Source organism: uncultured Leifsonia sp. (assembly GCF_945957465.1).
Taxonomy (GTDB): domain Bacteria; phylum Actinomycetota; class Actinomycetes; order Actinomycetales; family Microbacteriaceae; genus Leifsonia.
The window spans coordinates 116405-138883 of record NZ_CAMFLC010000002.1; the positions used below are offsets into that span (position 1 = coordinate 116405).

Genomic DNA, 22479 nt, shown 5'->3' on the forward strand with positions numbered 1-22479 from the left:
GAGTAGGCTGGTCTGCGGCCACCCGCTCACAAGGCAGAGGAGGCCCCTGCGACGACGCACACCGCACGACCCCACGAGGATGGCGAACATGAGAGCCCTGTACAAGAGCGAGGCCGGCCCCGGGCTGGCCCTGGTCGACGTCCCCGAGCCGCAGATCGGCCCGGAGGACGTCAAGATCCGGGTGCTCCGCACCGGCATCTGCGGAACCGACCTGCACATCCTGCGCTGGGACGACTGGGCCGCCTCCGCCGTCGCCGCCCCGCTCGTGCCGGGTCACGAGTTCTACGGCGAGGTCGTGGAGGTCGGCGAGCTGGTGCACGACGTGGAGGTCGGCGACAAGGTCTCCGGCGAGGGCCACATCGTGTGCGGCACCTGCCGCAACTGCCGCGCCGGCCGCCGTCAGATGTGCATCCGCACCCAGGGCGTCGGCGTGCAGCGCGACGGCGCCTTCGCCGAGTACCTCGTGCTGCCCGCGACCAACGTGTGGGTGCACCACACCGGCATCGAGCCGGAGGTCGGCGCGTTGTTCGACCCGCTCGGCAACGCGGTCCACACCGCGCTGGCGTTCCCGGTGGTCGGCGAGGATGTCCTCGTCACCGGCTGCGGCCCGATCGGTCTGATGGCCATCGCCGTCGCCCGGCACGTCGGGGCGCGTTTCATCGTCGGCACCGACGTCAGCGCGCAGCGGCTGGAGCTGGCCGCCGGCATGGGAGCGGACTGCACCGTCGACGTGTCGAAACACGACATCCGGGAGGCCCAGCGCGCCCTCGGCATGCGCGAGGGCTTCGACGTCGGCTTCGAGATGAGCGGCGCCCCGACGGCGCTGCCCTCGATGATCGAGAACATGAACCACGGCGGCCGGATCGCGATGCTCGGCCTCCCGAGCCAGAAGATCGCCATCGACTGGGGCATCGTCGTCACCCACATGCTCACGCTCAAGGGCATCTACGGTCGCGAGATGTTCGAGACCTGGAACGCGATGGGGGCGATGCTGCAGACCTCGAAGCCGCTGCACGACGCGATCGCCTCGATCGTGTCCGACCGCTTCCCCGCGCGCGACTGGGAGAAGGGGTTCGCCGCCGCGGCGGCGGCCGGTGGCGGCAAGGTCATCCTCGACTGGACGGAGCTCTGATGTACGGGACGTTTCGCGAGCACCTGGCGGCGCAGCTGACGGAGATCGAGGAGGCCGGGCTCACCAAGCGCGAGCGCAGCATCCACGGCCCGCAGGCCGCCCTCATCACGGCCGACGGCGCCCAGGTGCTGAACTTCTGCGCCAACAACTACCTCGGCCTGGCCGACCACCCCGCCCTGCGCGACGCCGCCAAGACCGCGCTCGACGACTGGGGCTACGGCCTGGCGAGCGTCCGGTTCATCTGCGGCACGCAAGAGCAGCACCTCGAGCTGGAGCGCCGGGTGTCAGCCTTCCTCGGCACCGAGGCGACGATCCTGTTCTCGTCGTGCTTCGACGCGAACGGCGGGGTGTTCGAGACCCTGTTCTCGGCGGAGGACGCGATCGTCTCCGACGAGCTCAACCACGCCTCGATCATCGACGGCATCCGTTTGTCGAAAGCGCAGCGCTACCGCTACAGGAACCGCGACATGGAGGACCTGCGCGTGCAGCTGACCGCGGCGAAGGAGGCAGGCGCCCGGTTCACCGTGATCGTCACCGACGGCGTGTTCTCGATGGACGGCTACATCGCGCCGCTGCGTGAGATCTGCGACCTCGCCGACGAGTTCGGCGCGCTGGTGTTCGTGGACGACTCGCACGCCGTCGGCTTCGTGGGGGAGCACGGCCGCGGCACGCCGGAGTTCTGCGGCGTCGCCGACCGTGTCGACATCTACACCGGCACCTTCGGCAAGGCGCTCGGCGGAGCCTCGGGAGGCTACGTCTCGTCGCGGCGCGAGATCGTCGATCTGCTGCGCCAGCGCGCTCGGCCGTACCTGTTCTCGAACACGCTCGCACCGTCGATCGTCGCAGGAACGCTGGCCGCGCTCGACCTGCTGGAGCAGTCGGACGAGCTGCGAGCGCAACTCCTCGGCAACGCGGTGCTGTTCCGCGACCTCATGACGGAGGCGGGGTTCGACCTCCTGCCGGGCGAGCACCCGATCGTGCCCGTGATGTTCGGCGACGCCGCGCTCACCGCGCGGATCGCCGACGAGATGCAGAAGCTCGGCGTCTACGTCACGGCGTTCTCGTACCCGGTGGTGCCGCGCGGCAAGGCGCGCATCCGGGTGCAGCTGTCGGCGGCGCACACCGACGAGGAGATCCATCGGTGCGTCGACGCCTTCACCGCGGCACGGGAGGCCGTCTCAGCCTGAGGATTCGTGACGAATGTCGGGATTCGTGCCACGAATGTCGACATTCGTGACGAATCTCGCCCGTCGTCAGGGCGCTGTCACTGTGAGGGAGCGGCCCGGCGTCCGCGACGGAAGAACAGCAGCAGCTGTGCGCCCAGGAACGCCGCCAGCACGCTCAGATCGACGATCGTGACGGTTCCGGCGACCGCGGCCGCCTGGGTCAGCCCGCACGCACGCGCGCTCTGGTCGGGCGTGCACAGCAATCGGCCGGCCAAGGGGATGGCGCCGGAGGCGATCCACCGGGGGATGAGCTGGTTGTACGCGGTCGCGAGGCCGGGTTCCAGTGCTTCGGTGTGAGTGGAGTGGGGGACAGCCCAGTATGTGACCTTCCAGCCCGCCTTCTCCGCCGCGGTGGCCGTGGCCTCCACCTGCGGCCGGAAGTGCGTGTCGAGGTCGCCGGCGACGAAGATGCCGGTCATCGGCTCCGTGTAGGTGGTGGCGGCCATCACGTTCGCCGGCCAGGTGGCTTCGAATGCGGCCTGGCTGCCGCCGTAGTACGTGTTGCGCGTGTAAACGGGACGGTGCTCCCCCGGCTTGTCGGGGCCGGAGATGTCGACGACGTTCGCCCACGTTCCGGGATGCTTCGCGCCCAGGTAGGCGGCGCACTCGCCGCCGTGGGAGTAGCCGGCGATCACCCAGTCCTGCCGGTCGTCGCCGGCGGGCAGGTTGCCCCGGATCCAGTCCGGCACGTCCTTCGACAGGTAGGTGTCGAGGTTGCCGCCGCCGGTGTCGCTGCACGGCGGGTTCTTGTCGATCGCGCCGAGCTGGTCGACGACGAGCACGAACGGGGCGTCGTCCAGCCGCTGGTCGCCGAGGCTGTGCAAGGCGTCGAGCGTCGCGCCCAGGGTCGGCCGTCCCGGCTGCCCCATCATCATCTCGACCACCGGGCGCGTGGTCGAGGGGTCGCGCAACCACCCGGAGGGCACGAACAGGTGGGCGTCGCGGGCCGAGAATCCGGAGGCGGTCGGCGGGATGCGCACGGTGAGCTGCGCGCCGTCGGCGAGGTTCTGCGGGGTCAGCGGCACCTGCTTGCCCGCGATCGTCGCGCTGGTGAGCGTCGGCACGAGCGTGAACCCGGTCGCGGCCAGACCGGCCAGACCGCTCACGACGGTCAGGGTCACGGCGAGCATGCGGAGCCGGGCGCGGGACTGCAGTGCGTCGCCGAGGGCGAGCGGCACGGCGAGCGTCGCGAGTGCGATCGCGAACCAGCCGACACCGCCCAGATCGGGCCGCGGCGCGAAGAGGCACCAGAGCAGGATGAACGCCAGTCCGGCGACCTGGCCGATCAGCACGGCCCGGACGGTCGGACCCGCCCCGAACCGCCACGCGCGCACGCCGAATCGCCAGGCCGGGTAGGCGGCGAGCAGGCCGAGGGCGAGTGTGAGCCAGGCGAGAGTCCCCACACCGCCCAGCCTAACCGGCCGGTCTACCCCTGATCGTCGGTACGGACCCCCGCAACCGGGGGCGTGCTGGACTCCCGCGCGACCAACCGCACCGGGGGTGCCTCCAGTCGCTCGACCCGCTCGCCGGAGCGCATGCGTGCGTAGGCGTCGAGCAGGTCGGCCGCGAGTGCCTCCGCGTCGAAGGTGACCGTGCTGAGGCGCGGGACGAAGTCGGCGGCGGCAGGGTGGTCGTCGGCGCCGACCACCGCGACGTCGCCCGGCACCCGCAGGCCGGCGTCCACGAGGGCGCGGATCGCCGCCATCGCCAGCCCGTCGTCGGCGGCCGCCACCGCCGTCGGCGCGGCGGGGTCGTAGCGGAGGCCGTGTGCCCAGTCGCGCAGCGTGCGCGCGGACGCTGCGGCGTGCGCGATGTCGAGCCGGACCCCGAGCCGGTCTGCGGCCTCCTGGGCGCCGGCGAGCCGTTCGGAGGCGGCCGCCCCCGGCCGCGCGGGCGCCAGGTAGACGACGTGCCGGTGGCCGAGTGCGGCGAGATGCTCGATCGCCGTGCTCCCGAACGGGCGCTGGGGGATGACCAGCGACGGTGCGTGGTCGACCGCGACCGTTCCGTGCACGATCAGCGCGCGCACGCCCGCGAGGCGGAGCACCTCGGTGGCCGCCTCGTCGCAGCGCTCGGCCTCGGCGAGCACGGCCTCGGGGCGCAGCTTCGCCCAGAGCTGGCCCGCCTCCGCACCCGTGGTCGCCGTGTCCGCGTGCCGAAGCGCGTCGGTGCCGTCGTCGACCGTGCGGCCGAGGAGGGCGTCGAAGGCGCGCTCGACCGTGGCGCCGTGGTCGGAGGCCGAGGTTGCGAGCAGCAGGCCTGCCACGGCCTCCCCGCTCGCGAGCGACCGGGCCGCCGTGTTCGGCGTGTAGCCCAGCAGGCGCGCCGCTTCGAGCACGCGGTGGCGGGTGTCGTCGGAGACGCGCGAGTTGGGTTTGTCGTTGAGGACGAACGAGACCGTCGCGCGCGAGACGCCGGCCGCGAGGGCGACGTCCGCGCTCGTGGGCGCTTTGACGACCTGCGGCGTGAACATGGTGTGCTCAGTCTAGGTCTCGGCACCGGCCTGGTTACTCGCGTCAGCAAAACCGAGCGACGGCTTGTATTCGCGGATCGCGTCCCGTATGGTTACGCGTGTTAGCACGCAGCGTCGCCTGCTGAGGAAAGGACACACCCCGTGACAACGCCGTCAGACGACCTCCCCGAGGCCCCGCGCCCCATCCAGCCCACACTCCCGCCGAACCTGTCCGGCGCGCCCGACAGCGTGGCGCTCGGCTCGACCCTGACCACCGCCGACTCGGCGTTCTCGGCCGCGCCCACCTCCGCCGTCTCGGCCCAGGCGCCGCAGAAGGTCAGGGTGCGCGGCAAGCTGCTCAAGCTGATGCTGTCCATGTCGGTCGCCAACCTCGCCATCTTCGGCATCTGGGGAGCCGTTCCCGGCATCCTGCTCCCGCTGCAGGTGCAGGGGATCGTCGGCGACGGCGCCAAGGCCGGCACGCTGGCCGTGGTCGCGACCATCGGCGCGTTCGCCGCGATGGTGGCCCAGCCGATCGCGGGCATGGTGTCCGACCGCACGCGCAGCCGGTTCGGGCGGCGCGCACCGTGGATGGTCGCCGGTGCGCTCATCGGCGGTCTGGCCCTCCTCGGCATGGCAGCGGCGAACACCGTCGTGCAGATCGCCATCGCCTGGGTCATCGTGCAGGTGGCATACAACTTCGCCCAGGGCCCGCTGAGCGCGATCCTCCCCGACCGGGTCCCCAGCGCCGTCCGCGGCACCTTCGCCGCCCTGAGCGGCCTCGGCCTGATGCTCGGCGCACTCGGCGGCCAGATCGCCGGCGCGGCCTTCGCCGGCTCGATTCCCACCGGCTATCTCGTGTTCGCCGGGGTCGCCCTGATCGTCATCGTGCTGTTCGTCGTCCTGAACCCGGACACGTCCAGCAAGGGCGAGCCCAAGCCGCCGTTCAACCTGGTCGCCTTCCTCAAGACGTTCTGGGTCAGCCCGGTCAAGCACCCCGACTTCTTCTGGGGCTTCACCGGACGCCTCCTGCTCTTCGCCGGCTACTTCATGGTCACGGGATACCAGCTGTTCATCCTGCAGGACTACATCGGCCTCAAGGGCGGCGCCGTCGCGGTGGTCCCGCTGCTCGGCCTCCTGAGCCTCGCCGGAACCCTGATCTCGACCCTGGTCGGCGGTCCGCTGTCCGACAAGCTGGGGCGCCGCAAGCCGCTCGTGATCATCGCCGGTGTCATCCTCGCCGTCTCGCTCCTGTTCCCGCTGGTGATGCCGACCGTGACCGGCATGATGATCTTCTCGTTCGTCGCCGGCCTCGGCTTCGGCGCCTACCAGTCGGTCGACACCGCCCTGATGAGCGAAGTGCTGCCGTCCAAGGACGACTTCGCCAAGGACCTCGGTGTGCTGAACATCGCAGCGACCCTGCCGCAGACGCTCGCCCCCGGGATCGCCGGCGCCATCGTCGTCGGGTTCGGCAACGTCTACACCCCGCTGTTCCCGATCGGCATCGTGATCGCCCTCCTCGGCTCCTTCGCGGTCCTCCCGATCAAGTCCGTCCGATAGGTGCCCCGCCCGCCAAGGAGAATGTGCGCATGACCGACATCACCACCGCCGCCGACGTCGCGGACGAGTTCCTCGACGGGCTGGTCGGCTCCCTCTCGCTCGAGCGGAAGGTGCGCCTCCTCACCGGCGCCTCGTTCTGGACCCTGCACGACGAGCCGCAGATCGGCCTGGAGACGATCGTGGTCTCCGACGGCCCCGCCGGCGTCCGCGGGCAGCGATGGGACGAGCGCGACTCGTCGGCGAGCCTGCCGTCGCCGACCTCCCTTGCCGCGTCGTGGGATGCGGAGCGGGTGCACCGCTTCGGCCAGCTCATCGCGGCCGAGGCGCGCCGCAAGGGCGTCGGGGTCGCTCTCGGGCCGACCGTCAACATCCAGCGCTCCCCGCGCGGCGGCCGCCACTTCGAGGCGTACAGCGAGGACCCGTGGCTCTCGGGCGTGATCGGCACGGCCTTCGTGAAGGGCGTGCAGTCGTGCGGTGTCGGAGCCACGCCCAAGCACTATGTGGCGAACGACAGCGAGACCGACCGCATGACGGTCGACGTCCACGTGGACGAGCGGACCCTCCGCGAGGTCTACCTCGCCCCGTTCGAGCGCATGGTGGTCGAGGGCGGGGCCTGGTTGGTCATGTCGTCCTACAACTCCGTCGACGGCGTGACGATGACCGAGAACGACCTGCTGCGCTCGCCGCTGAAAGAGGAGTGGGGCTTCGACGGTGTCGTCGTGTCCGACTGGATGGGCGTGCGCGACACGGTCGCCGCCGGTCGCGCGGCGCAGGACCTCGCCATGCCCGGGCCCGACGGCGTCTGGGGCGCCGCTCTGGTGGAGGCCGTGCGCTCCGGCCAGGTCGACGAGGCGGACATCGACGAGAAGGTGCGCCGCATCCTGCGCCTCGCCGGGCGCCTCGGCGCACTCGAGGGCGTGGAACCGGCGACGCCGAAGGCGCTGCCGTGGCCGCAGGATCGCATCGACGCCCTGCTGCGCGAGGCGGCTGCCGACGGGATGGTGCTGGTGCGCAACCACGGCGTGCTGCCGTTCGACACCGCCGCGGGCCCGACGGTCGCACTCGTCGGCGAGCACGCCCGCATCGCTCGAACGCAGGGCGGCGGCTCTGCCACGGTGTTCCCGGATCACGTCGTCACCCCGTACGACGGGTTGGTCGCCGCTTTCGGCGCCGACCACGTGCGCTACGCGGCGGGCGTCAGATCGTCGGAGTCGATCCTGCCGGTGGACGGCCGGGTCGCCACCGACCCGGTGACCGGAGAGCCGGGCCTGCACGTGCGGTTCCTGAGCGAGGCAGGCGAGGTGCTCCTCGACGAGCACCGCACGTCGGGCAGGCTCGTCTGGCTGGGCGACCCCGTCCTCGGCGACACCGCCGTGGTGGAGGCCGTGGCATCGTTCACGGCGCCGGAGGACGGCGAGTACGAGGTCGGGTTCGCCGGGCTCGGGATGTTCCGGTTCGAGGTGGACGGCGAGCTCAAGAGCGACGGCCTGTTCTTCCCCGAGGGCACCGACCCCTTCATGGCGTTCCTCAACCCGCCCAAGCAGTCCTTCCCTCTGCGGCTGAAGGCCGGTGAGAGCGTCTCGCTGCGCCTGGAGCACCGGCCGCAGCAGCAGGCCGGCCTCGCCGCGGTGATGTTCACCTTCGGCTACGAGGAGCCGTTCGCGGACCCGGCGGGAGAGCTGGAGCGAGCGGTCGAGCTGGCCGCGTCCTCCGATGTCGCCGTGGTGGTCGTGGGGACCACCGAGACCCTCGAGTCGGAGGGCTTCGACCGGGCCGGCCTGCGCCTGCCGGACGGGCAGGACGAGCTGGTCCGCCGCGTGCTGGCCGCGAACCCCCGCACGGTCGTCGTCGTGAACTCGGGAGGTCCGGTGATCCTGCCCTGGCTCGAGGACGCTCCCGCCGTGCTGCTCACCTGGTTCCCGGGCCAGGAGACCGGCGGGGCCCTCGCCGACGTGCTCTCGGGCGCGCGTGAGCCGGGCGGCCGCATCCCGACCACGTGGGCGGCGGATGAGGAGGACGTCCCGGTCTGGCAGGTCGAGCCGATCGACGGTGCCCTGTTCTACGACGAGAAGCTGAACGTCGGCTACCGGGAGTGGCTGCGCCGCGCCGCACTCGGCGGCCCGGCACCGGCCATCCCGTTCGGTCACGGCCTCGGCTACACCGAGTGGGAGCTGGGCGAGGCGACCCTCGACGGCCTCTCCGTGAGCGTGCCCGTCACCAACGTCGGGACGCGAGCGGGCAAGCAGGTCGTGCAGGTCTACCTGTCCCGTGTCTCCGAATCGCCGATCGAGCGGCCGGTGCTCTGGCTGGCCGGTTACGCCCTGATCCGGGCCGAGGCGGGGGAGGCCGCGGTGGCCACCGTCGAGCTCGAGCCGCGATCGCTGCAGTACTGGTCGGTCGACGACCACGCCTGGCGGACGGAGCCGGGTGAGTACGCCGTGCAGGTGGGCACCTCCGTCGCGACGCTCGGGGAGCCGATCCGCTTCACCGTGTGACCATGGGCGGCTGCGCGCCGTCCTTACTGAACCCGCCCCCTCGGCCGTGAATCTCCGGCCGAGGGGGCGCATCATTTCCGGCTGAAGCCAGCTGGAGTTGCGGGTGTGAACGGCCGGGTGATCATTGGGCCGGACTCCGGGTCTCGCCCGCTTCCCCGTCGTCACCGTCGTGTTGAGTAGAACGACCGGTCCTCTTGGGGCGCATCAGTCCCGTCCGGGTGGTGGATTCGGGTTTCTCTGGCTGCGCGGGAGCGAGGTGCACATGCGGGTGGTTCGAGTGCTGGGCGCTGCGCTGATGGGCATCGCGCTGATCGTCGGTCTGACGGCCTGTTCACCGATAAGGAGTCGCCTCATGACACCAGACCCACCCGTCAAAGAGCTGCAGCGAGCGGCCGCGCTCTACTTTCGCGACGAGTACCAGCCGAACGTTGAGAAGGTCCGCTTCACGCAGGATGGCAGTCGGGGTGGCCTCGGCGCTCCTTGGGGGGCTAATGCCGTGGCCACAGTCGATGGAGTGGACTATCAGGTGATCATAGGTCCGGATATCGGGCCCGGATTCGTCGGAGGTAGTGATGTGCCTCCCGAAGCCCCGTCGCCTTCCCAGGGTCTAGCTTTGACGGTCATCTACAGCGACGGAACGTCCGAGATAATCCAATGACCACGACCGAGCAAGCCTTGGATATCGCGGCAGAAGCGTATTTTGTGGATCGGCTAGCGAAGGATCCCGCATATTCGACCGGTGACAAGATCATCGTCGGTAACGGCGACCACGCCCAGGCGTATCAGGTGATCGACACCGAGGACAACCCCGTCAACGGCTTCCAGGCGATGGCCGTCGTGCCCGTGGCGGACGGCGTCCCGGACATGTCGCACATCGTCGTCTCGTATGCGGGAACGAATCCGGATCACCGGGCTGACATCCTGGCGGATGTCGAGACGGTCGTCGGGGGCGCGCACGCTCCGTCGAGCCAGGTGCTCGACGCGCAATTCTTCGCGGATCGGGTGGCGAACCTGCATCCCGGTTCGTCCGTGTCGACGGCGGGGCATTCGCTGGGCGGGTTCCTGGCGTTGCTGGTCGCGGCGGAGAACGGGTGGGATGCGACGACGTTCAACGGGCCGGACCCGTGGGAGTGGTTGTCGCCGCAGGCGAGGAAGCGGTTGGAGGCCGACCTGACGGCGGGTCGCACCCGGCTGGTCAACTATGTGAACGAGTGGGACCTGATCGGCAACCTGTATGCCAACCGGACGGGCGCAGCCGTTTTCGTGTCCGATCAGCGTGGTCGCGAGACGTTGGACTATCACAACCTCGGAAATGGTGGGGCGTTCAGATTCGACCCGGATGGTTCGATCACGGGCGCGGGCGCGAACGGCCGTCGCCTCGAAGACATTCTCGGGAACGCGATGGACACCTTCCTTCCCGGGGCGTCGACGGCCGCTTCTCCTGTGTTGTCGATGCTGGCGGGTATCGCGCGCAGCCCGGTAGCTATGCAGACGTTGGGGAAGAACGCGTCCGGGGCGATGGTGGCGGTCAACTCGGTCGCCGCGCTGGGTCTTGCGGCGAGTATCGGCGGCACGGCGACCGCTTTGGCGCAGATCAAGCAGGCCAACGGCCGGATCATCCCGCGCATGGAGGCCGGGTTGCTGGCGGCGAAGAACACCGCCGCCCTCTTGCCGACGATCACCGCATACGACGTCGAGGCCTGTATCGACCGGCACCGCCTGCATGTCCACCAGAACGTCGATGAACGCGCCGTGCGGGCCGTCGATCAGCGAGTCGACCGGCACATCGAGCGCGTCGGCCAGCTCAGCAGGGGCATCGTTCAGGCCGTGCAGCACACCCTGGAGCAGGACGCTCAGTGGGCCGTGACCTTCGGACTCCGCGGATAGGAGGGGGCATGGACCCCGCAGATTTCGTGCAGGAACTCTTCGACGGCATTGACCGGGAGATACGGTCCGGCGTCCACGAGGTCCAGAATTGGATCGAGGCGCAGGTCCACGGTGCGGCCGTCCAGCTGCTGGACTGCCTGATGCCTCCGATCGTGCACGCCGACCACGCGGCGGTGAAGGTGAGTGAGTCCGCGATCGTGCTGCCGGCGCACACCGGAATCGGCCTCACCCTCCGCACCGCTGACGTCGGCAACACCGTCCTCGCCGGCGCCGTCGCGGACACAGTGCAGCGCGGAATCGGCGAGCTGAGGGCCGAGAACGACTACGCCAACGGGGTGGACAGCATCGCATGGTGACGTACAGAACGCTGGCAGAGCTGGAGGACGCTCAGGACCACGAGCGCACGACCGCCCGGCTGAGGATCGAGGCGGCCGAGCGCTACCTCGGCCATTACCGCTCCCGAGTCGACCAGGTGTGTGAGGCGTTCTTCAGCGTCGGCGCGCGTGAGGGCGTGGCCGATGACCCCGGCTTCCGGGAGGGGCTGCGCCGGGTCTCGGACGCCGCCGCCGAGAACGTGGCGTACGCGGGCCGCCGGGTCGGCGAGCTGGAGGACGAGTACGACTGCATGCTCAGGGAGCAGGACGAGCAGCGGGAGCGCTTCCTGGCCGAGCAGTGACGGCCGAGCGGGCGCACCATTTCCTCCAGCGCCTGATCCGAGTAGCCTCGGTGCGGTGAGGGGGATCGCATGACAACACTCCACGGCCGCGAGCGCTCCGCGCTCCTGGTGATCGACGTCCAGAACGGCGTCATCGGCGGCGCGTACCGCCGCGACGACGTCGTCGGCAACATCCGCGACCTGGTCGACAGGGCGCGTGCGGAGGGCGTCCCGGTCATCTGGATCCAGCACTCCGACGAGAACGTCGAGTACGGCAGCGAGGCGTGGGAGTACGTGCCCGAGCTGTCGCGCGACGACAGCGAGGCGCTCGTGCCCAAGCATTACGCCGACGCGTTCGAGGAGACCACGCTCGAGGACGTGTTGGCGTCCGCAGGCGTCGGGCACCTGGTCGTCACGGGCTCGCAGACCGACGAGTGCATCCGGTCGACCATCCACGGCGGAGTGGTCCGCGGCTACGACGTGACCCTGGTCGGGGACGCGCACACCACGGAGGACCTGAGTGAGTGGGGAGCACCGACGCCCGACCTGGTCATCGCGCACACGAACCTGTACTGGGGCAACCACCGGGCGCCCGGGCGAACGGCCGAGGTCGTGGGGGCGGCGGACGTCGCGTTCCGCTGAGCGTCAGCGCTCGGGCACGCCCGAGATAGCGACGACCTCGAGCGTGACCCGGGTCATGCCGTTCTCGGTGCGCTCGACGCGGATCGGCATCCCCGGGAAGTCGACCGCGAACCAGAACACGAGCTCAGCCGCGTCACGGCGCACGGTGTAGCGGAGGCACGACAGCGTGCCGAGCGGGCCGGTCAGCTCGGCACGGTCGATCGTCGTGTCCGCTGCGGGGAACGCCGCGTGCTCCTGCAACTCGTGCCACGTCGACCGCTCGCGCTCGACCGGGCCCGCCGCCTCCCCGTTTCCGTCGAGTGGCGTGTCCTCGATCCACGCCCCGTCGTCGTCCACCGCGGCGAACCGGGTGGAGCCGATGCCGTCGGACGTCCGGACGATCGAGACGCGACCAGCCGGGCACCCCGCGCGGATCTCGGCCGCCGTGAACGGGGTCGGGGCGAGCCCGGGGCGAGGAGGTGCGGATCGGCGTCGTTCACGCGTCAGGGATACCACACGTGCTCGTCCTCCGTCGTCGGTCGCGCCGTCGTCCACTCCGTCGCTCGACCGCTCCCGCTGGGACCGACGCCGCCCGGGCGTCTGCTTGACTGGATCGCATGTTCCCCTACGAGCGGCTGCGCCGGCGGCCCGATGTGGAGGCGCCGAACCTGTTCGCCTCGGATGCGGCCGACCGCCTCCTCGCCGACGTCGCCGGTGATGACGTGCTGCGTCCGGGGCTGGTCGTCATCGGCGACGCGTACGGGGCCCTGACGCTCGCCGCCGCCGCGCGCGGCGCGAACGGCATCCGGGTGCACCAGGACCCGCTGACCGCCGAGCGGGCTCTCGACGCCAACGCGGAGGCGCTCGCGCTCGCGGGCGGCTTCACGCATCACGCGCTCGACTCCGAGCTCGTCGCGGGCGCCCGCACCGTGCTGCTGCGGCTGCCGCGGAGCCTGGAGGCGCTCGCCGAGATCGCGACGCTCGTCGCCGAGCACGCGCATCCCGAGGTCGTCGTGTATGCGGGCGGGATGCTCAAGCACATGACGCCGGCCATGAATGCCGTCTTCGCTGAGGTGTTCGGCGAGCTCCAGGTCTCGCTGGCCCGGCAGAAGGCGCGCGTGCTCACCGTCCGCGAGCCGCACACCGCCGCCGCCACCGTGCTCGACCGCTGGCCCGAGCGGGCGCTCGATGCCGAGACCGGCCTGCACGTGTGCGCCTACGGCGCCGCGTTCGCCGGCCCGACCGTCGACATCGGCACCCGCCTCCTGCTGTCGGTGCTCGACGGGGCGGTGCCCGAGGCCGCCTCCGCGGTCGACCTCGGCTGCGGAACCGGTGTGCTCGCGGCCGCGCTCGCCACCCGGCGGCCCCGCCTGCGCGTGGTCGCGACGGATCAGTCGGCGGCGGCCGTGGCCTCGGCGCGCGACACGGCCGCGGCGAACGGGGTCGCCGACCGGGTGGAGGTCGTCCGCGACGACGGCCTGTCGACCCGTGCCGACGCATCGGCCGACCTCATCGTGCTCAACCCGCCGTTCCACATCGGCGGGGCCGTGCACACCGGGATCGCTCACCGCATGTTCGCCGACGCCGGCCGCGTGCTCGCCCCCGGCGGCGAACTGTGGACGGTGTGGAACTCGCACCTCGGCTATCGGCCGGCGCTCGAGCGCGCGGTCGGCCCGACCCGTCAGATCACGCGCAACCCCAAGTTCACGGTGACCGCATCCCGTCGACCCTGACCTCTCCGGCATCGCCCCGCTGGGTGCGCCCTATGCGACGCTTCCGTGCTTCTCACGCGCCGCTCGGAGGTCGCAGCCGCGACGGAGTCGCACCGGGTTAGCGTCAGGGCAGGAGAGGAGGTTGCCGTGGCCTCTCTCCCGCGCCGCCCTCATCGTGCGCTGCACCTGCGCGGTCCGCTCTCCGGACTGCGGACGCTCCGCCTCCTCTGGAGCTCACCGGCCATCGGAGCGCCGGTCGTAGCCCGTGAGCTGCGGACGGCGCGCCTGCTCCTCCGGCCCTACCGGTCGTCGGACGAGCCGGACTGGCGACGGATCGAGGACGACGAGGAGGTGCGGCGCGGCCTGGACTGGCCCCTGCGCACGGTTCGCCAGGTGAGGGACCATCTGATGGCCCGCACGACCCACACGGTGCTGTCGCGGCCGGGCGACCTCCTGGTCCTCGCGGTGGAGCGCGACGGCCGTGTCATCGGCGACGTCTCGTTGCACCTGCGCACGGTCGCGGCCGAGACCCGCGTGGCCGAGATCGGCTGGCTGCAGCTGACCGCCGAGGGCGGCCACGGCTATGCGACGGAGGCGGCCCGCGCCCTCCTCGACCTCGCGTTCGGCGAGCTCGGCGCGTGTCTGGTGACCGCGGTGATCGACCGCACGAACCTCGCCTCCGCGCGGCTGGCTCTCCGGCTCGGATTCCGCCCAGCCGGCGGCACGGCACGGTACGCCACGTTCGTGATCGCGGCGGCCGAGCACAGGTGCGGCCAGACGCTCCAGGCGGCTCCCGAGCTGCCTGAGCACGGAGTGGAAAGTGCGGAGAATCTCTGACTCCACACAGAATTCGTCCGGTTTCCGCACTGCCTCATGACTTTGGCAACCGATTTCGTAGCAAAAAGCTTGTCGTCGGGGCGTGGACTTGCTAACGTCCCTCTGTCGCACACGCGACCCTAGCCAGGGAGAGCAATGACGCAGGACAATTCCCGGCCGGCTTCCGTAGCACTCGACAACGGAGCCGACCCTCGCGGGGGCGAAGAAAAGCACGCACTGCAGGCGGACGGGGTGAGCGCCGCCGGCTCGATCGTGATGGCCGTGGCCGGCAGCGCGCCAGCCTACTCGATCGCGGCCACGACCGCGACGCTCGTCGGCGCCGCCGCACTCGGCGCGCCGGCCGCACTGCTCTGGTGCGGCATCCCGATGCTCGGCATCGCCTGGGCGTTCCTCTATCTCGGGCGCGCCGACGTCAACGCAGGTGCCACGTACTCGTGGGTCGCCCGCGCCCTCCATCCCATCCTCGGCTTCCTGTCCGGGTGGGCGCTGGTCGTCTCGGCCACCATCTTCATGGTCGCGGGAGCCCTCCCGGCCGGTGCCATGACGGTGACGCTGTTCGCGCCCGATCAGGCGAACAACGCCTGGCTGATCACGGGAGTCGGCGCGATCTGGTTCCTCGTGATGGCGGCGTGCGTGCTGTTCGGCGTGCACGTGACCGCGCGGGCGCAGTGGATCATGTCGCTCATCGAAGTGGGGATCCTCATCCTCTTCGCCGTGCTCATGATCGTGCGCGCGGCGACCAGCAGCCACGCCGGCCCGTCGTTCTCGTGGGACTGGCTGGGCTTCAGCCACCTGAGCGGGCAGGGCGTCTTCGTCTCGGCCGCCCTCATCGCCGCCTTCTACTACTGGGGCTGGGACGTCTCGTCGAACCTGAACGAGGAGACGAGAGACGGCCACAAGAACGCCGGATCCGCCGGAATCATCGGCATCGTCATCGTCTTCCTGCTGTTCGAGATCTTCACGATCGCGACGCTGGTCATGCTGCCGTCGAAGACGATCGAGAACAACAGCGCGAACATCCTCTCGGTGCTCGGCGACGCCGTGTGGCCGGGCATCGGCGGCAAGATCCTCGTGGTGGCCGTCGCCCTGTCGACCATCGCGACGCTGGAGACCACGCTCATCCAGGTGACCCGCACGCTCTTCGCCATGGGCCGTGACCACACCATCCCGAAGGCGTTCGGCCGCATCCACCCGCGCTGGCGGACGCCCGCCTTCGCGACGCTTGTGGTCGTCGGCGTGTCGATCATCCTCTTCGTGGGCTCGAACCTGCTCGGCACCGTGTCGGACATCATGACCAACGCGATCGCGTCCATCGGCATGCAGATCGCCTTCTACTACACGCTCGCCGGCGTGGCCGTGGTGGTCGCGTACCGTCGGGTGCTGTTCCGCTCGGTGAAGAACTTCCTGCTGATCTTCCTCTGGCCGGCGGCCGGGGCGATTTTCATGGGCGTGATCTTCGTGATGGGTATCACCCAGAACGACCCGATCGTCAACAGCATCGGCGTCGGACTGATCGTCGTGGGCATCGTGCCGCTCGTCCTCTTCTACCGCAAGGCGAAGGGCTACTACGCGCGCCGTCCGCTCGAGCTCCCGGAAGAGCTGGATGCCAAGGCCCCGGCGAACATCGACGACAGGGACCCTGCCGCGCTCTGACGCCTTCGGACCCGGCGCGACCGCCGAACATCCTCCGACCCCGGGATGCTCGGCGGTCGCGTCATGTCCGGCGGCGCGCCCCGCAGCGTCGCCGACTTCGACCGCGTGTAGAGCGCCGCGTAGAGTGGTGCGCATGAGTTCGCGCGGAGCACGGGTCGCCCGCGGCTTCGCCGCCGCGGGTATCGCCACCGTGGTCGCCGCGCTCTTCCACATGACGGGGGGCGGACAGGCGCCGAGTGCGCTGGCTCTGACGCTCAGCCTCGTCTTCTCGTCGCTCGGCAGCATCGCCCTGGCGGGCAAACGGGTCGCGGTCTGGCGCGTGACCCTGTCGGTGCTGGTCAGCCAGTTCCTCTTCCACGCACTGTTCACGCTGAGCCCCTCCGCGACATTCAGCGGGATGCCGGCCGATGGCCACCTCCACGCCGGAATGCACCTGACGATCGACCCCGGTTCGCCCTCGCCGGCGCGGATGGCCATGTCCGCCACGCTGATCGGCGACAGCCCGTGGATGTGGCTCGCCCACGCGGCCGCCGTCGTGCTGACGGTCACGGTGCTGCTGCACGGTGAGCGCACCCTGCTGGCCGTCGCCCGGTTCGCGTTCTTCGTGCTCCGCCGGCTCGTCGACCGGGTAACGGCGGTGCAGGCGGAGCCTACCTGGCGCGTCTCTTCGGTCGTCGCGGCGGCTCCGCGCGCGCCGCGCCGGCTCGACACCGTGCTCGACGGACGGCGGCGCCGCGGTCCGCCCCCGGGGTTCGTCCCGGCCGGCTGAGCAGCGCTCGCGCATGCGCCGCCCGGGGAATGCTCCCTTCCGCGCTCGACGCTCGGCTGAACGCAGCCGCGCGCTCGGCCGGGAGGCTTCCGCCATCCCCTCACCCGGCTCGCGTTCGACGCGGCCGAGAATCGGACGAACCCATGAACAGTTCCACCTCGCGCAGCCGACTGCGCGCCCGCACCGCCGTCGTGGCCGGCGCGGCCTCCCTCGCCGCGATGGCGCTCGCGCTCGCGGCTCCGCTCGCCGCCAGCGCGCACGTCCATGTCGATCCGGACCAGGCCGCGGTCGGCAGCTATGCCACGCTCACCTTCAAGGTCCCCACCGAGTCGGCGACGGCCGGAACGGTGAAGCTGGAGGTCGACCTGCCGACCGACACCCCCCTCGGCTCGGTGTCGTACCAGCCGCTCGCGGGCTGGTCGACGCAGGTCGTCACCGAGACGCTCGCAAAGCCGATCAAGACCGACGACGGAACCGTCACCCAGGCTCCGGTGAAGGTCGTCTGGACGGCCGAGCAGGGAGTCCAGATCGCTCCCGGTCAGTTCCAGCAGTTCGTGATCTCGGCGGGGGCGATGCCCGATACGGGCAGCATCGTGCTGCCGACGCACCAGTACTACTCCGACGGCACGGTCGTCAACTGGGACGAGAAGACCCCGGCCTCCGGGGCTGAGCCGGAGCACCCCGCGCCCACCGTCTACATCACCGACGCGCCCCCGCCGGCCGACGGTGCGGCGACCCCCGGCTTGCTGGCGACGCCCACCGCGGTCGCGCCGGCGGCACCCGCCGCGGCGTCGCCGGCGGCTGCAGCGACCGCGATCGGTCTCGGCATCGCCGGCCTGGTGCTCGGCGCCGTCGCCCTCGTCGTCTCGGTGCTCGCGCTGACGCGGCGCTCGCGCGCGGTCACGTCACCGGCGGCTCAGTCGACGCCCGCGTCGGCGACCGCAGCGGACGGTTCGAAGTGACCGTCGCCCGGAACGGCGGCACCGGGCGCAGGCGTGGTCGGCGCTTCGCGGCCCTGGGTGCCGTGCTCGTGGCCTCGGCGCTGACGCTCCTCCCGGCGACGGCGGCCAGCGCGCACGACTACCTCGTCGATTCGTCGCCGGCCAGCGGGGCGGTGCAGACCGAGCCGCTGACCCAGGTGAGCCTGACGTTCAACGACCGGGTGCTCGACCTGACCGGCAACGGCTCGTCGGCGATCCTCCAGGTGACAGCAGGCGGCCGGTACTTCGAGACGGGCTGCCCGAGCGTCCTCGGCGACAGCGTGACGGCCCCCGTGGCGCTCGGCGCGGCCGGTGCGTACACGGTGGACTGGCAGATCGTCTCGGCGGACGGTCACACGGTGTCGGGCACGTACGGATTCGAGTACAAGCCGGCGGCGGGCGCGACCTCGGCATCGGCCGGTTCCGCGTCTCCGACGTGTGGCGCGCCGTCGACTCCGGGGTCCGAGAAGACGCCGGCGCCGGAGGCGACACCGGGGGCGGCTCTGCCGACACCCGGCGAGACGGTGTCCACGTCGGCGCCTGCATCCGCGTCGTCGTCCGCCGACAGCGGTCTGCCGCTGGTCATCGGGATCGGTATCGCGATCGTGGTGCTCGCCCTGATCGGCGTGGTCATCGTCGTCCTCACCGCCCGCCGTAAGCCCCCGCAGCCGCCGGCCCCCGGCGGCGACTGAAGGGTCGCCGAGGGGCGTCCTAACGCCCTTATGCGTGCGCCTTAGGGGCGTTTAGGCGCCCCTCGGCGACCCCTCGTCCCGCTCGTGGTCGTGCTTGCGCTTCTTCGCGCCGGGCGCGTCGAGCAGCGAGAGCCAGAACAGCAGGGCCAGCAGCCCGAAGATCACCAGTGCGAGCACCAGGTCCGTCCATTCGAACGGGATGAACCTGCCGTCGATCGACAGCACCAGCACGGTCTCCACGATGCCGAAGACCAGGAAGAACACGCCGAGCAGCGTGCGCGTCAGGCGCACGCGCCCACGCCGGTGCACCTCCACCCGTCGCAGCTCCACCATGAGTGTCAGCAGGAGCAGCGGCAGGACCTGGGCCAGGGTCGCCGCTGTCGCGCCGTCGAGCAGCACGACCCGCGCATCCATCGGGTCGATCATGGCAACCAGGCTAGTCGCCGTGCGTTCGCGTCGAAAGAATCCGGAATACCCCTCGCCAAACCAAAGTTGAGCTTAGTAGACTCAACTTTGTCACAGGACTTCGAAAGGAACACCGGAGAATGGCGAACATGCAAGGCGCCCCCTCCACGCAGGAGGAGGCGAAGAGCGCCCTCGAACAGTACGGCATCAACCTCACCGAGATCGCGAAGAGCGGCAAGCTCGACCCCGTGATCGGACGGGATGCCGAGATCCGTCGTGTCAGTCAGGTGCTGACGCGTCGCACCAAGAACAACCCCGTGCTCATCGGCGAGCCCGGCGTCGGCAAGACGGCCGTCGTCGAAGGGCTGGCCCAGCGCATCGTCGCCGGCGACGTCGCCGACTCGCTCAAGGGCAAGCAGCTGGTGTCGCTCGACCTGTCGGCGCTGGTCGCCGGTGCGATGTACCGCGGCCAGTTCGAGGAGCGGCTCAAGGCCGTCCTGAAGGAGATCAACGACGCGGAGGGGGAGATCATCACCTTCGTCGACGAGCTGCACATCCTGATGGGCGCCGGCGGCGGAGAAGGCTCCGTCGCGGCCTCCAACATGCTCAAGCCCATGCTGGCCCGCGGCGAGTTGCGTCTGATCGGCGCCACCACGCTCAACGAGTACCGCGAGTTCATCGAGAAGGACGCCGCGCTCGAGCGCCGCTTCCAGCAGGTCTACGTCGGAGAGCCCAGCGTGGAGGACACCGTGGCGATCCTGCGCGGGCTCAAGGGACGGTACGAGGCGCACCACGGCGTCACCATCGAAGACTCGGCCCTCGTCGCCGCAGCCTCCCTGTCGAACCGGTACATCACCGCGCGGCAGCTGCCGGACAAGGCGATCGACCTCATCGACGAAGCCGCCAGCCGGCTGAAGATGGAGATCGACTCCGCCCCGGTCGAGATCGACACCCTGCAGCGCCAGGTCGAGCGCATGAAGCTCGAGGAGTTCGCGCTCAAGAAGGAGAAGGACGAGGCCAGCAAGGAGCGCCTCGAACAGCTCCGCCAGCGCCTGCGCGAGCAGGAGGACGAGCTGGCGGCGCTCCAGGAGCGCTGGCGGGCCGAGAAGGCGTCCCTCAACCGGGTGGGCGAGCTGCGCTCGCAGCTCGAGGAGGCCAAGACGCACCGCGACCTCGCACTGCGCGACGGGCGCTACCAGGAGGCCTCCCGCATCGAGTACGAGACCATCCCGAACATCGAGCGCGAGCTGGCGGAGGCCGAGCAGGCCGAGCAGCATCCCGACCACCCGCGCATGGTGAACGAACAGGTCACGGCGGACGACATCGCCGCCGTGGTCGCGGCGTGGACCGGCATCCCGGTCGACCGGCTCACCCAGGGCGAGACGGAGAAGCTGCTGCACCTGGAGCACGAGCTCGGGCGCCGCATCATCGGCCAGAAGAAGGCCGTCTCCGCTGTCGCGGACGCCGTGCGCCGCACGCGGGCGGGCATCTCCGACCCCGGACGTCCGACGGGCTCGTTCCTGTTCCTCGGCCCGACGGGTGTCGGCAAGACCGAGCTCGCGAAGGCGCTCGCCGCGTTCCTCTTCGACGACGAGAAGGCGATGGTGCGCATCGACATGAGCGAGTACGGGGAGAAGTTCTCCGTCTCGCGGCTGGTCGGCGCTCCTCCCGGCTACGTCGGCTACGAGCAGGGCGGACAGCTCACGGAGGCTGTGCGCCGTCGCCCCTACTCGGTGATCCTCCTCGACGAGGTCGAGAAGGCGCACCCCGAGGTGTTCGACGTGCTCCTGCAGGTGCTCGACGACGGTCGGCTCACCGACGGGCAGGGGCGCACGGTCGACTTCCGCAACACGATCCTGATTCTGACCTCCAACCTCGGCAGCCAGTTCTTGGTCGACCCGGCCCTGAACGAGACCGAGCGCGAGGAGGCCGTGCTGCAGATGGTGCGGCAGGCGTTCAAGCCGGAGTTCGTGAACCGCCTCGACGACATCGTGGTGTTCTCGGCCCTCAGCCAGGACGAGCTCGGCGAGATCGTCGAGCTGAACATCGATCGCCTGATGCGGCGGCTGGAGGAGCGCCGGCTGGAGCTGGCGGTCACGCCGGACGCGCGGCGCTGGCTGGCCGAGCGCGGTTACGATCCGATCTACGGCGCACGGCCGCTGCGACGGTTGATGCAGCGCGAGATCGAGGACCGCCTCGCGACGGAGCTCCTCGCGGGCGAGGTCCGCGACGGCGACCTGGTGCGGGTGGACCTCGCGCCGGACGGCGACCGCCTCACCGTGGCGCCCGTTCGCGACGAGGCGTGACGCCGGCCGGTTCCGAGTTGCGACAGGGGCGGGCGTCCCTTCACGGGATGCCCGCCCCTGCCGCGTCGTCGTCGGCTACTGCCGCGGCGGGAAGACTCCCTGCAGCGCGATGATGTAGTTCAGCACCAGGTACGGCTGCATGTTGTTGTGCGGCACGGAACCGCCCACCGGTGCGATCGCGTCGGCCGCGAGCGGGACGGTCGGGCTCGTCCCGTAGCCGTTCTCGGGAGTGCGGCCGACGCGCGGCTTGGCGAAGCTCGCGCCGGCCGGGTCGGTCGTCGATCCGTTCGCCGCCGCCACCTGCAACTGGTGGGTGTGGAACGGCATCTCGCCGGCGAGGAGGCCGACGGAGTCCACCCCGCCCTGCTGGCCCAGCGGGAACTGGTCGGGGTCGGCTCCCAGCACGGTGACGCCCTGCAGGTTCGGGAGGGCGAACGTCGACTTGCCGTCGCCGCCGTAGGTCGTTCCGAGCAGCGAGAAGAGGGCGGTGTTCTGCGACAGCGGCAGGATCTGGCCGGCGCAGAACGCCCATCCCGTCGGTGCGAAGTTGAAGGGGACCAGCCGGATCTCGGCGAGGAACGGGTCGCTCATCGGGGCCTCAGTTCTGTGACGGGAAGATGCCCTGGAGGGCGATGACGTAATTGAGCGCCAGGTACGGCGCCGTGTTCTCGTGCGCTTGGTTGCCGCCGACGGTGGACACGCTTGCCGCGGCCATCGCGCCGGTGTGCGTCGTCGAGTAGGCGGCCTTGCCCGGCTGGGCGAGCACGGTGCTGGAGGTCGGGGTCGCAGCGGTCGCCGCGGCGGCGACGGACGCCGGGTGGGCGTGTGCGGGCATCTCCGCCAGGGTCAGGGTGTGTGCGTACTCGCCGCCGACCTCGCCGAGGTTGTAGCGGTCGCCCACGCCGACCGGCACGCGCCCCTGCAGGTTCGGCAGCGCGAACGTCGTGCGACCGTCGCCGCCGAACGTGGTGCCGAGCAGCGCGAAAAGCGCCTGGTTCTGGTTGATCGGCATCAGCTGACCGTTGCACAGCGCCCAGCCTTTGGGCGCGAAGACGAAGCTGACGAGCCGGATCTCCGACAGGAAGGGTTCGCTCACG

At 70.6% G+C, this 22479-nt stretch carries 22 protein-coding genes; 16 read left to right on the forward strand and 6 right to left on the reverse strand.

What is annotated here, in order from left to right:
* Positions 1–88 precede the first annotated feature (88 nt).
* Complete coding sequence (tdh, locus tag Q0Q23_RS01880; RefSeq protein WP_295118449.1) at positions 89–1132, forward strand: L-threonine 3-dehydrogenase; 1044 nt, start codon at positions 89–91, stop codon at positions 1130–1132.
* The gene (locus tag Q0Q23_RS01885) at positions 1132–2319 is read left to right on the forward strand and encodes a glycine C-acetyltransferase (RefSeq protein ID WP_295118453.1); all 1188 of its coding nucleotides are present in this window, start codon (positions 1132–1134) and stop codon (positions 2317–2319) included. Before tdh ends, Q0Q23_RS01885 begins: the two co-directional genes overlap by 1 nt.
* Before the next feature lie 77 nt (positions 2320–2396).
* Here Q0Q23_RS01885 and Q0Q23_RS01890 read toward each other — a convergent pair whose 3' ends face one another.
* Both Q0Q23_RS01890 and Q0Q23_RS01895 read right to left on the reverse strand, forming a co-directional pair.
* A complete protein-coding gene (locus Q0Q23_RS01890) occupies positions 2397–3761 on the reverse strand; it encodes an esterase family protein (protein ID WP_295118457.1) in 1365 nt (454 codons plus the stop codon).
* Positions 3762–3784: 23 nt separating this feature from the next.
* A complete protein-coding gene (locus Q0Q23_RS01895) occupies positions 3785–4831 on the reverse strand; it encodes a LacI family DNA-binding transcriptional regulator (RefSeq protein WP_295118460.1) in 1047 nt (348 codons plus the stop codon).
* A gap of 141 nt (positions 4832–4972) precedes the next feature.
* Between Q0Q23_RS01895 and Q0Q23_RS01900 the strand changes: the two genes are divergently transcribed.
* The 7 genes from Q0Q23_RS01900 to Q0Q23_RS01930 all read left to right on the forward strand — a co-directional run bounded on the left by Q0Q23_RS01900 (position 4973) and on the right by Q0Q23_RS01930 (position 12049).
* A complete protein-coding gene (locus tag Q0Q23_RS01900; RefSeq protein WP_295118463.1) occupies positions 4973–6370 on the forward strand; it encodes an MFS transporter in 1398 nt (465 codons plus the stop codon).
* A 29-nt stretch (positions 6371–6399) separates the two neighbouring features.
* The gene (locus tag Q0Q23_RS01905) at positions 6400–8865 is read left to right on the forward strand and encodes a beta-glucosidase (protein WP_295118466.1); all 2466 of its coding nucleotides are present in this window, start codon (positions 6400–6402) and stop codon (positions 8863–8865) included.
* Positions 8866–9217: 352 nt separating this feature from the next.
* Complete coding sequence (locus tag Q0Q23_RS01910; RefSeq protein ID WP_295118469.1) at positions 9218–9523, forward strand: hypothetical protein; 306 nt, start codon at positions 9218–9220, stop codon at positions 9521–9523.
* Positions 9524–9567: 44 nt separating this feature from the next.
* Positions 9568–10752, forward strand: a complete 1185-nt coding sequence (locus Q0Q23_RS01915) for a hypothetical protein (protein ID WP_295118472.1) — start codon at positions 9568–9570, stop codon at positions 10750–10752.
* An 8-nt stretch (positions 10753–10760) separates the two neighbouring features.
* Positions 10761–11108, forward strand: coding sequence for a hypothetical protein (locus Q0Q23_RS01920; RefSeq protein WP_295118475.1), 348 nt, complete (start codon positions 10761–10763; stop codon positions 11106–11108).
* Complete coding sequence (locus tag Q0Q23_RS01925) at positions 11102–11428, forward strand: hypothetical protein (RefSeq protein ID WP_295118478.1); 327 nt, start codon at positions 11102–11104, stop codon at positions 11426–11428. The genes Q0Q23_RS01920 and Q0Q23_RS01925 overlap by 7 nt, the downstream gene beginning before the upstream one ends.
* A gap of 69 nt (positions 11429–11497) precedes the next feature.
* Positions 11498–12049 (forward strand): isochorismatase family protein, encoded by a 552-nt coding sequence (locus tag Q0Q23_RS01930; RefSeq protein ID WP_295118481.1) that lies wholly within the window; start codon positions 11498–11500, stop codon positions 12047–12049.
* Between the two features lie 3 nt (positions 12050–12052).
* Here Q0Q23_RS01930 and Q0Q23_RS01935 read toward each other — a convergent pair whose 3' ends face one another.
* Positions 12053–12544 carry a hypothetical protein gene (locus Q0Q23_RS01935; RefSeq protein ID WP_295118484.1) on the reverse strand — a complete coding sequence of 164 codons (492 nt, stop codon included), beginning with the start codon at positions 12542–12544 and terminating at the stop codon, positions 12053–12055.
* Between the two features lie 101 nt (positions 12545–12645).
* Between Q0Q23_RS01935 and Q0Q23_RS01940 the strand changes: the two genes are divergently transcribed.
* From Q0Q23_RS01940 to Q0Q23_RS01965, 6 genes are all read left to right on the forward strand, one after another.
* Positions 12646–13761 carry a class I SAM-dependent methyltransferase gene (locus Q0Q23_RS01940; RefSeq protein WP_295118487.1) on the forward strand — a complete coding sequence of 372 codons (1116 nt, stop codon included), beginning with the start codon at positions 12646–12648 and terminating at the stop codon, positions 13759–13761.
* A gap of 126 nt (positions 13762–13887) precedes the next feature.
* Entirely contained in the window at positions 13888–14577 is a 690-nt protein-coding gene (locus tag Q0Q23_RS01945) for a GNAT family N-acetyltransferase (protein ID WP_295118490.1), read from the forward strand.
* A gap of 135 nt (positions 14578–14712) precedes the next feature.
* Positions 14713–16230: an APC family permease gene (locus tag Q0Q23_RS01950; RefSeq protein ID WP_295118493.1), complete on the forward strand. Its 1518-nt coding sequence runs from the start codon at positions 14713–14715 to the stop codon at positions 16228–16230.
* 133 nt (positions 16231–16363) lie between these two features.
* Positions 16364–16999, forward strand: a complete 636-nt coding sequence (locus Q0Q23_RS01955; RefSeq protein WP_295118496.1) for a hypothetical protein — start codon at positions 16364–16366, stop codon at positions 16997–16999.
* A 143-nt stretch (positions 17000–17142) separates the two neighbouring features.
* Complete coding sequence (locus tag Q0Q23_RS01960; RefSeq protein ID WP_295118499.1) at positions 17143–17961, forward strand: YcnI family protein; 819 nt, start codon at positions 17143–17145, stop codon at positions 17959–17961.
* On the forward strand, positions 17958–18671 hold the full coding sequence (locus Q0Q23_RS01965; protein ID WP_295118503.1) for a copper resistance CopC family protein: 714 nt from the start codon (positions 17958–17960) through the stop codon (positions 18669–18671). The genes Q0Q23_RS01960 and Q0Q23_RS01965 overlap by 4 nt, the downstream gene beginning before the upstream one ends.
* A 51-nt stretch (positions 18672–18722) precedes the next feature.
* Here the strand turns inward: Q0Q23_RS01965 and Q0Q23_RS01970 are convergent, their stop codons facing one another.
* Entirely contained in the window at positions 18723–19097 is a 375-nt protein-coding gene (locus Q0Q23_RS01970; protein WP_295118506.1) for a hypothetical protein, read from the reverse strand.
* Positions 19098–19216: 119 nt separating this feature from the next.
* On the opposite strand from Q0Q23_RS01970, the gene Q0Q23_RS01975 reads away from it, so the two are divergent.
* The gene (locus Q0Q23_RS01975; protein WP_295118509.1) at positions 19217–21382 is read left to right on the forward strand and encodes an ATP-dependent Clp protease ATP-binding subunit; all 2166 of its coding nucleotides are present in this window, start codon (positions 19217–19219) and stop codon (positions 21380–21382) included.
* 75 nt (positions 21383–21457) lie between these two features.
* On the opposite strand, the gene Q0Q23_RS01980 is transcribed toward Q0Q23_RS01975, so the two are convergent.
* Together Q0Q23_RS01980 and Q0Q23_RS01985 are read right to left on the reverse strand one after the other, a co-directional pair.
* Entirely contained in the window at positions 21458–21973 is a 516-nt protein-coding gene (locus Q0Q23_RS01980; RefSeq protein ID WP_295118512.1) for a phage tail protein, read from the reverse strand.
* A 7-nt stretch (positions 21974–21980) separates the two neighbouring features.
* Positions 21981–22478, reverse strand: a complete 498-nt coding sequence (locus Q0Q23_RS01985) for a phage tail protein (RefSeq protein WP_295118516.1) — start codon at positions 22476–22478, stop codon at positions 21981–21983.
* Position 22479 lies beyond the last annotated feature (1 nt).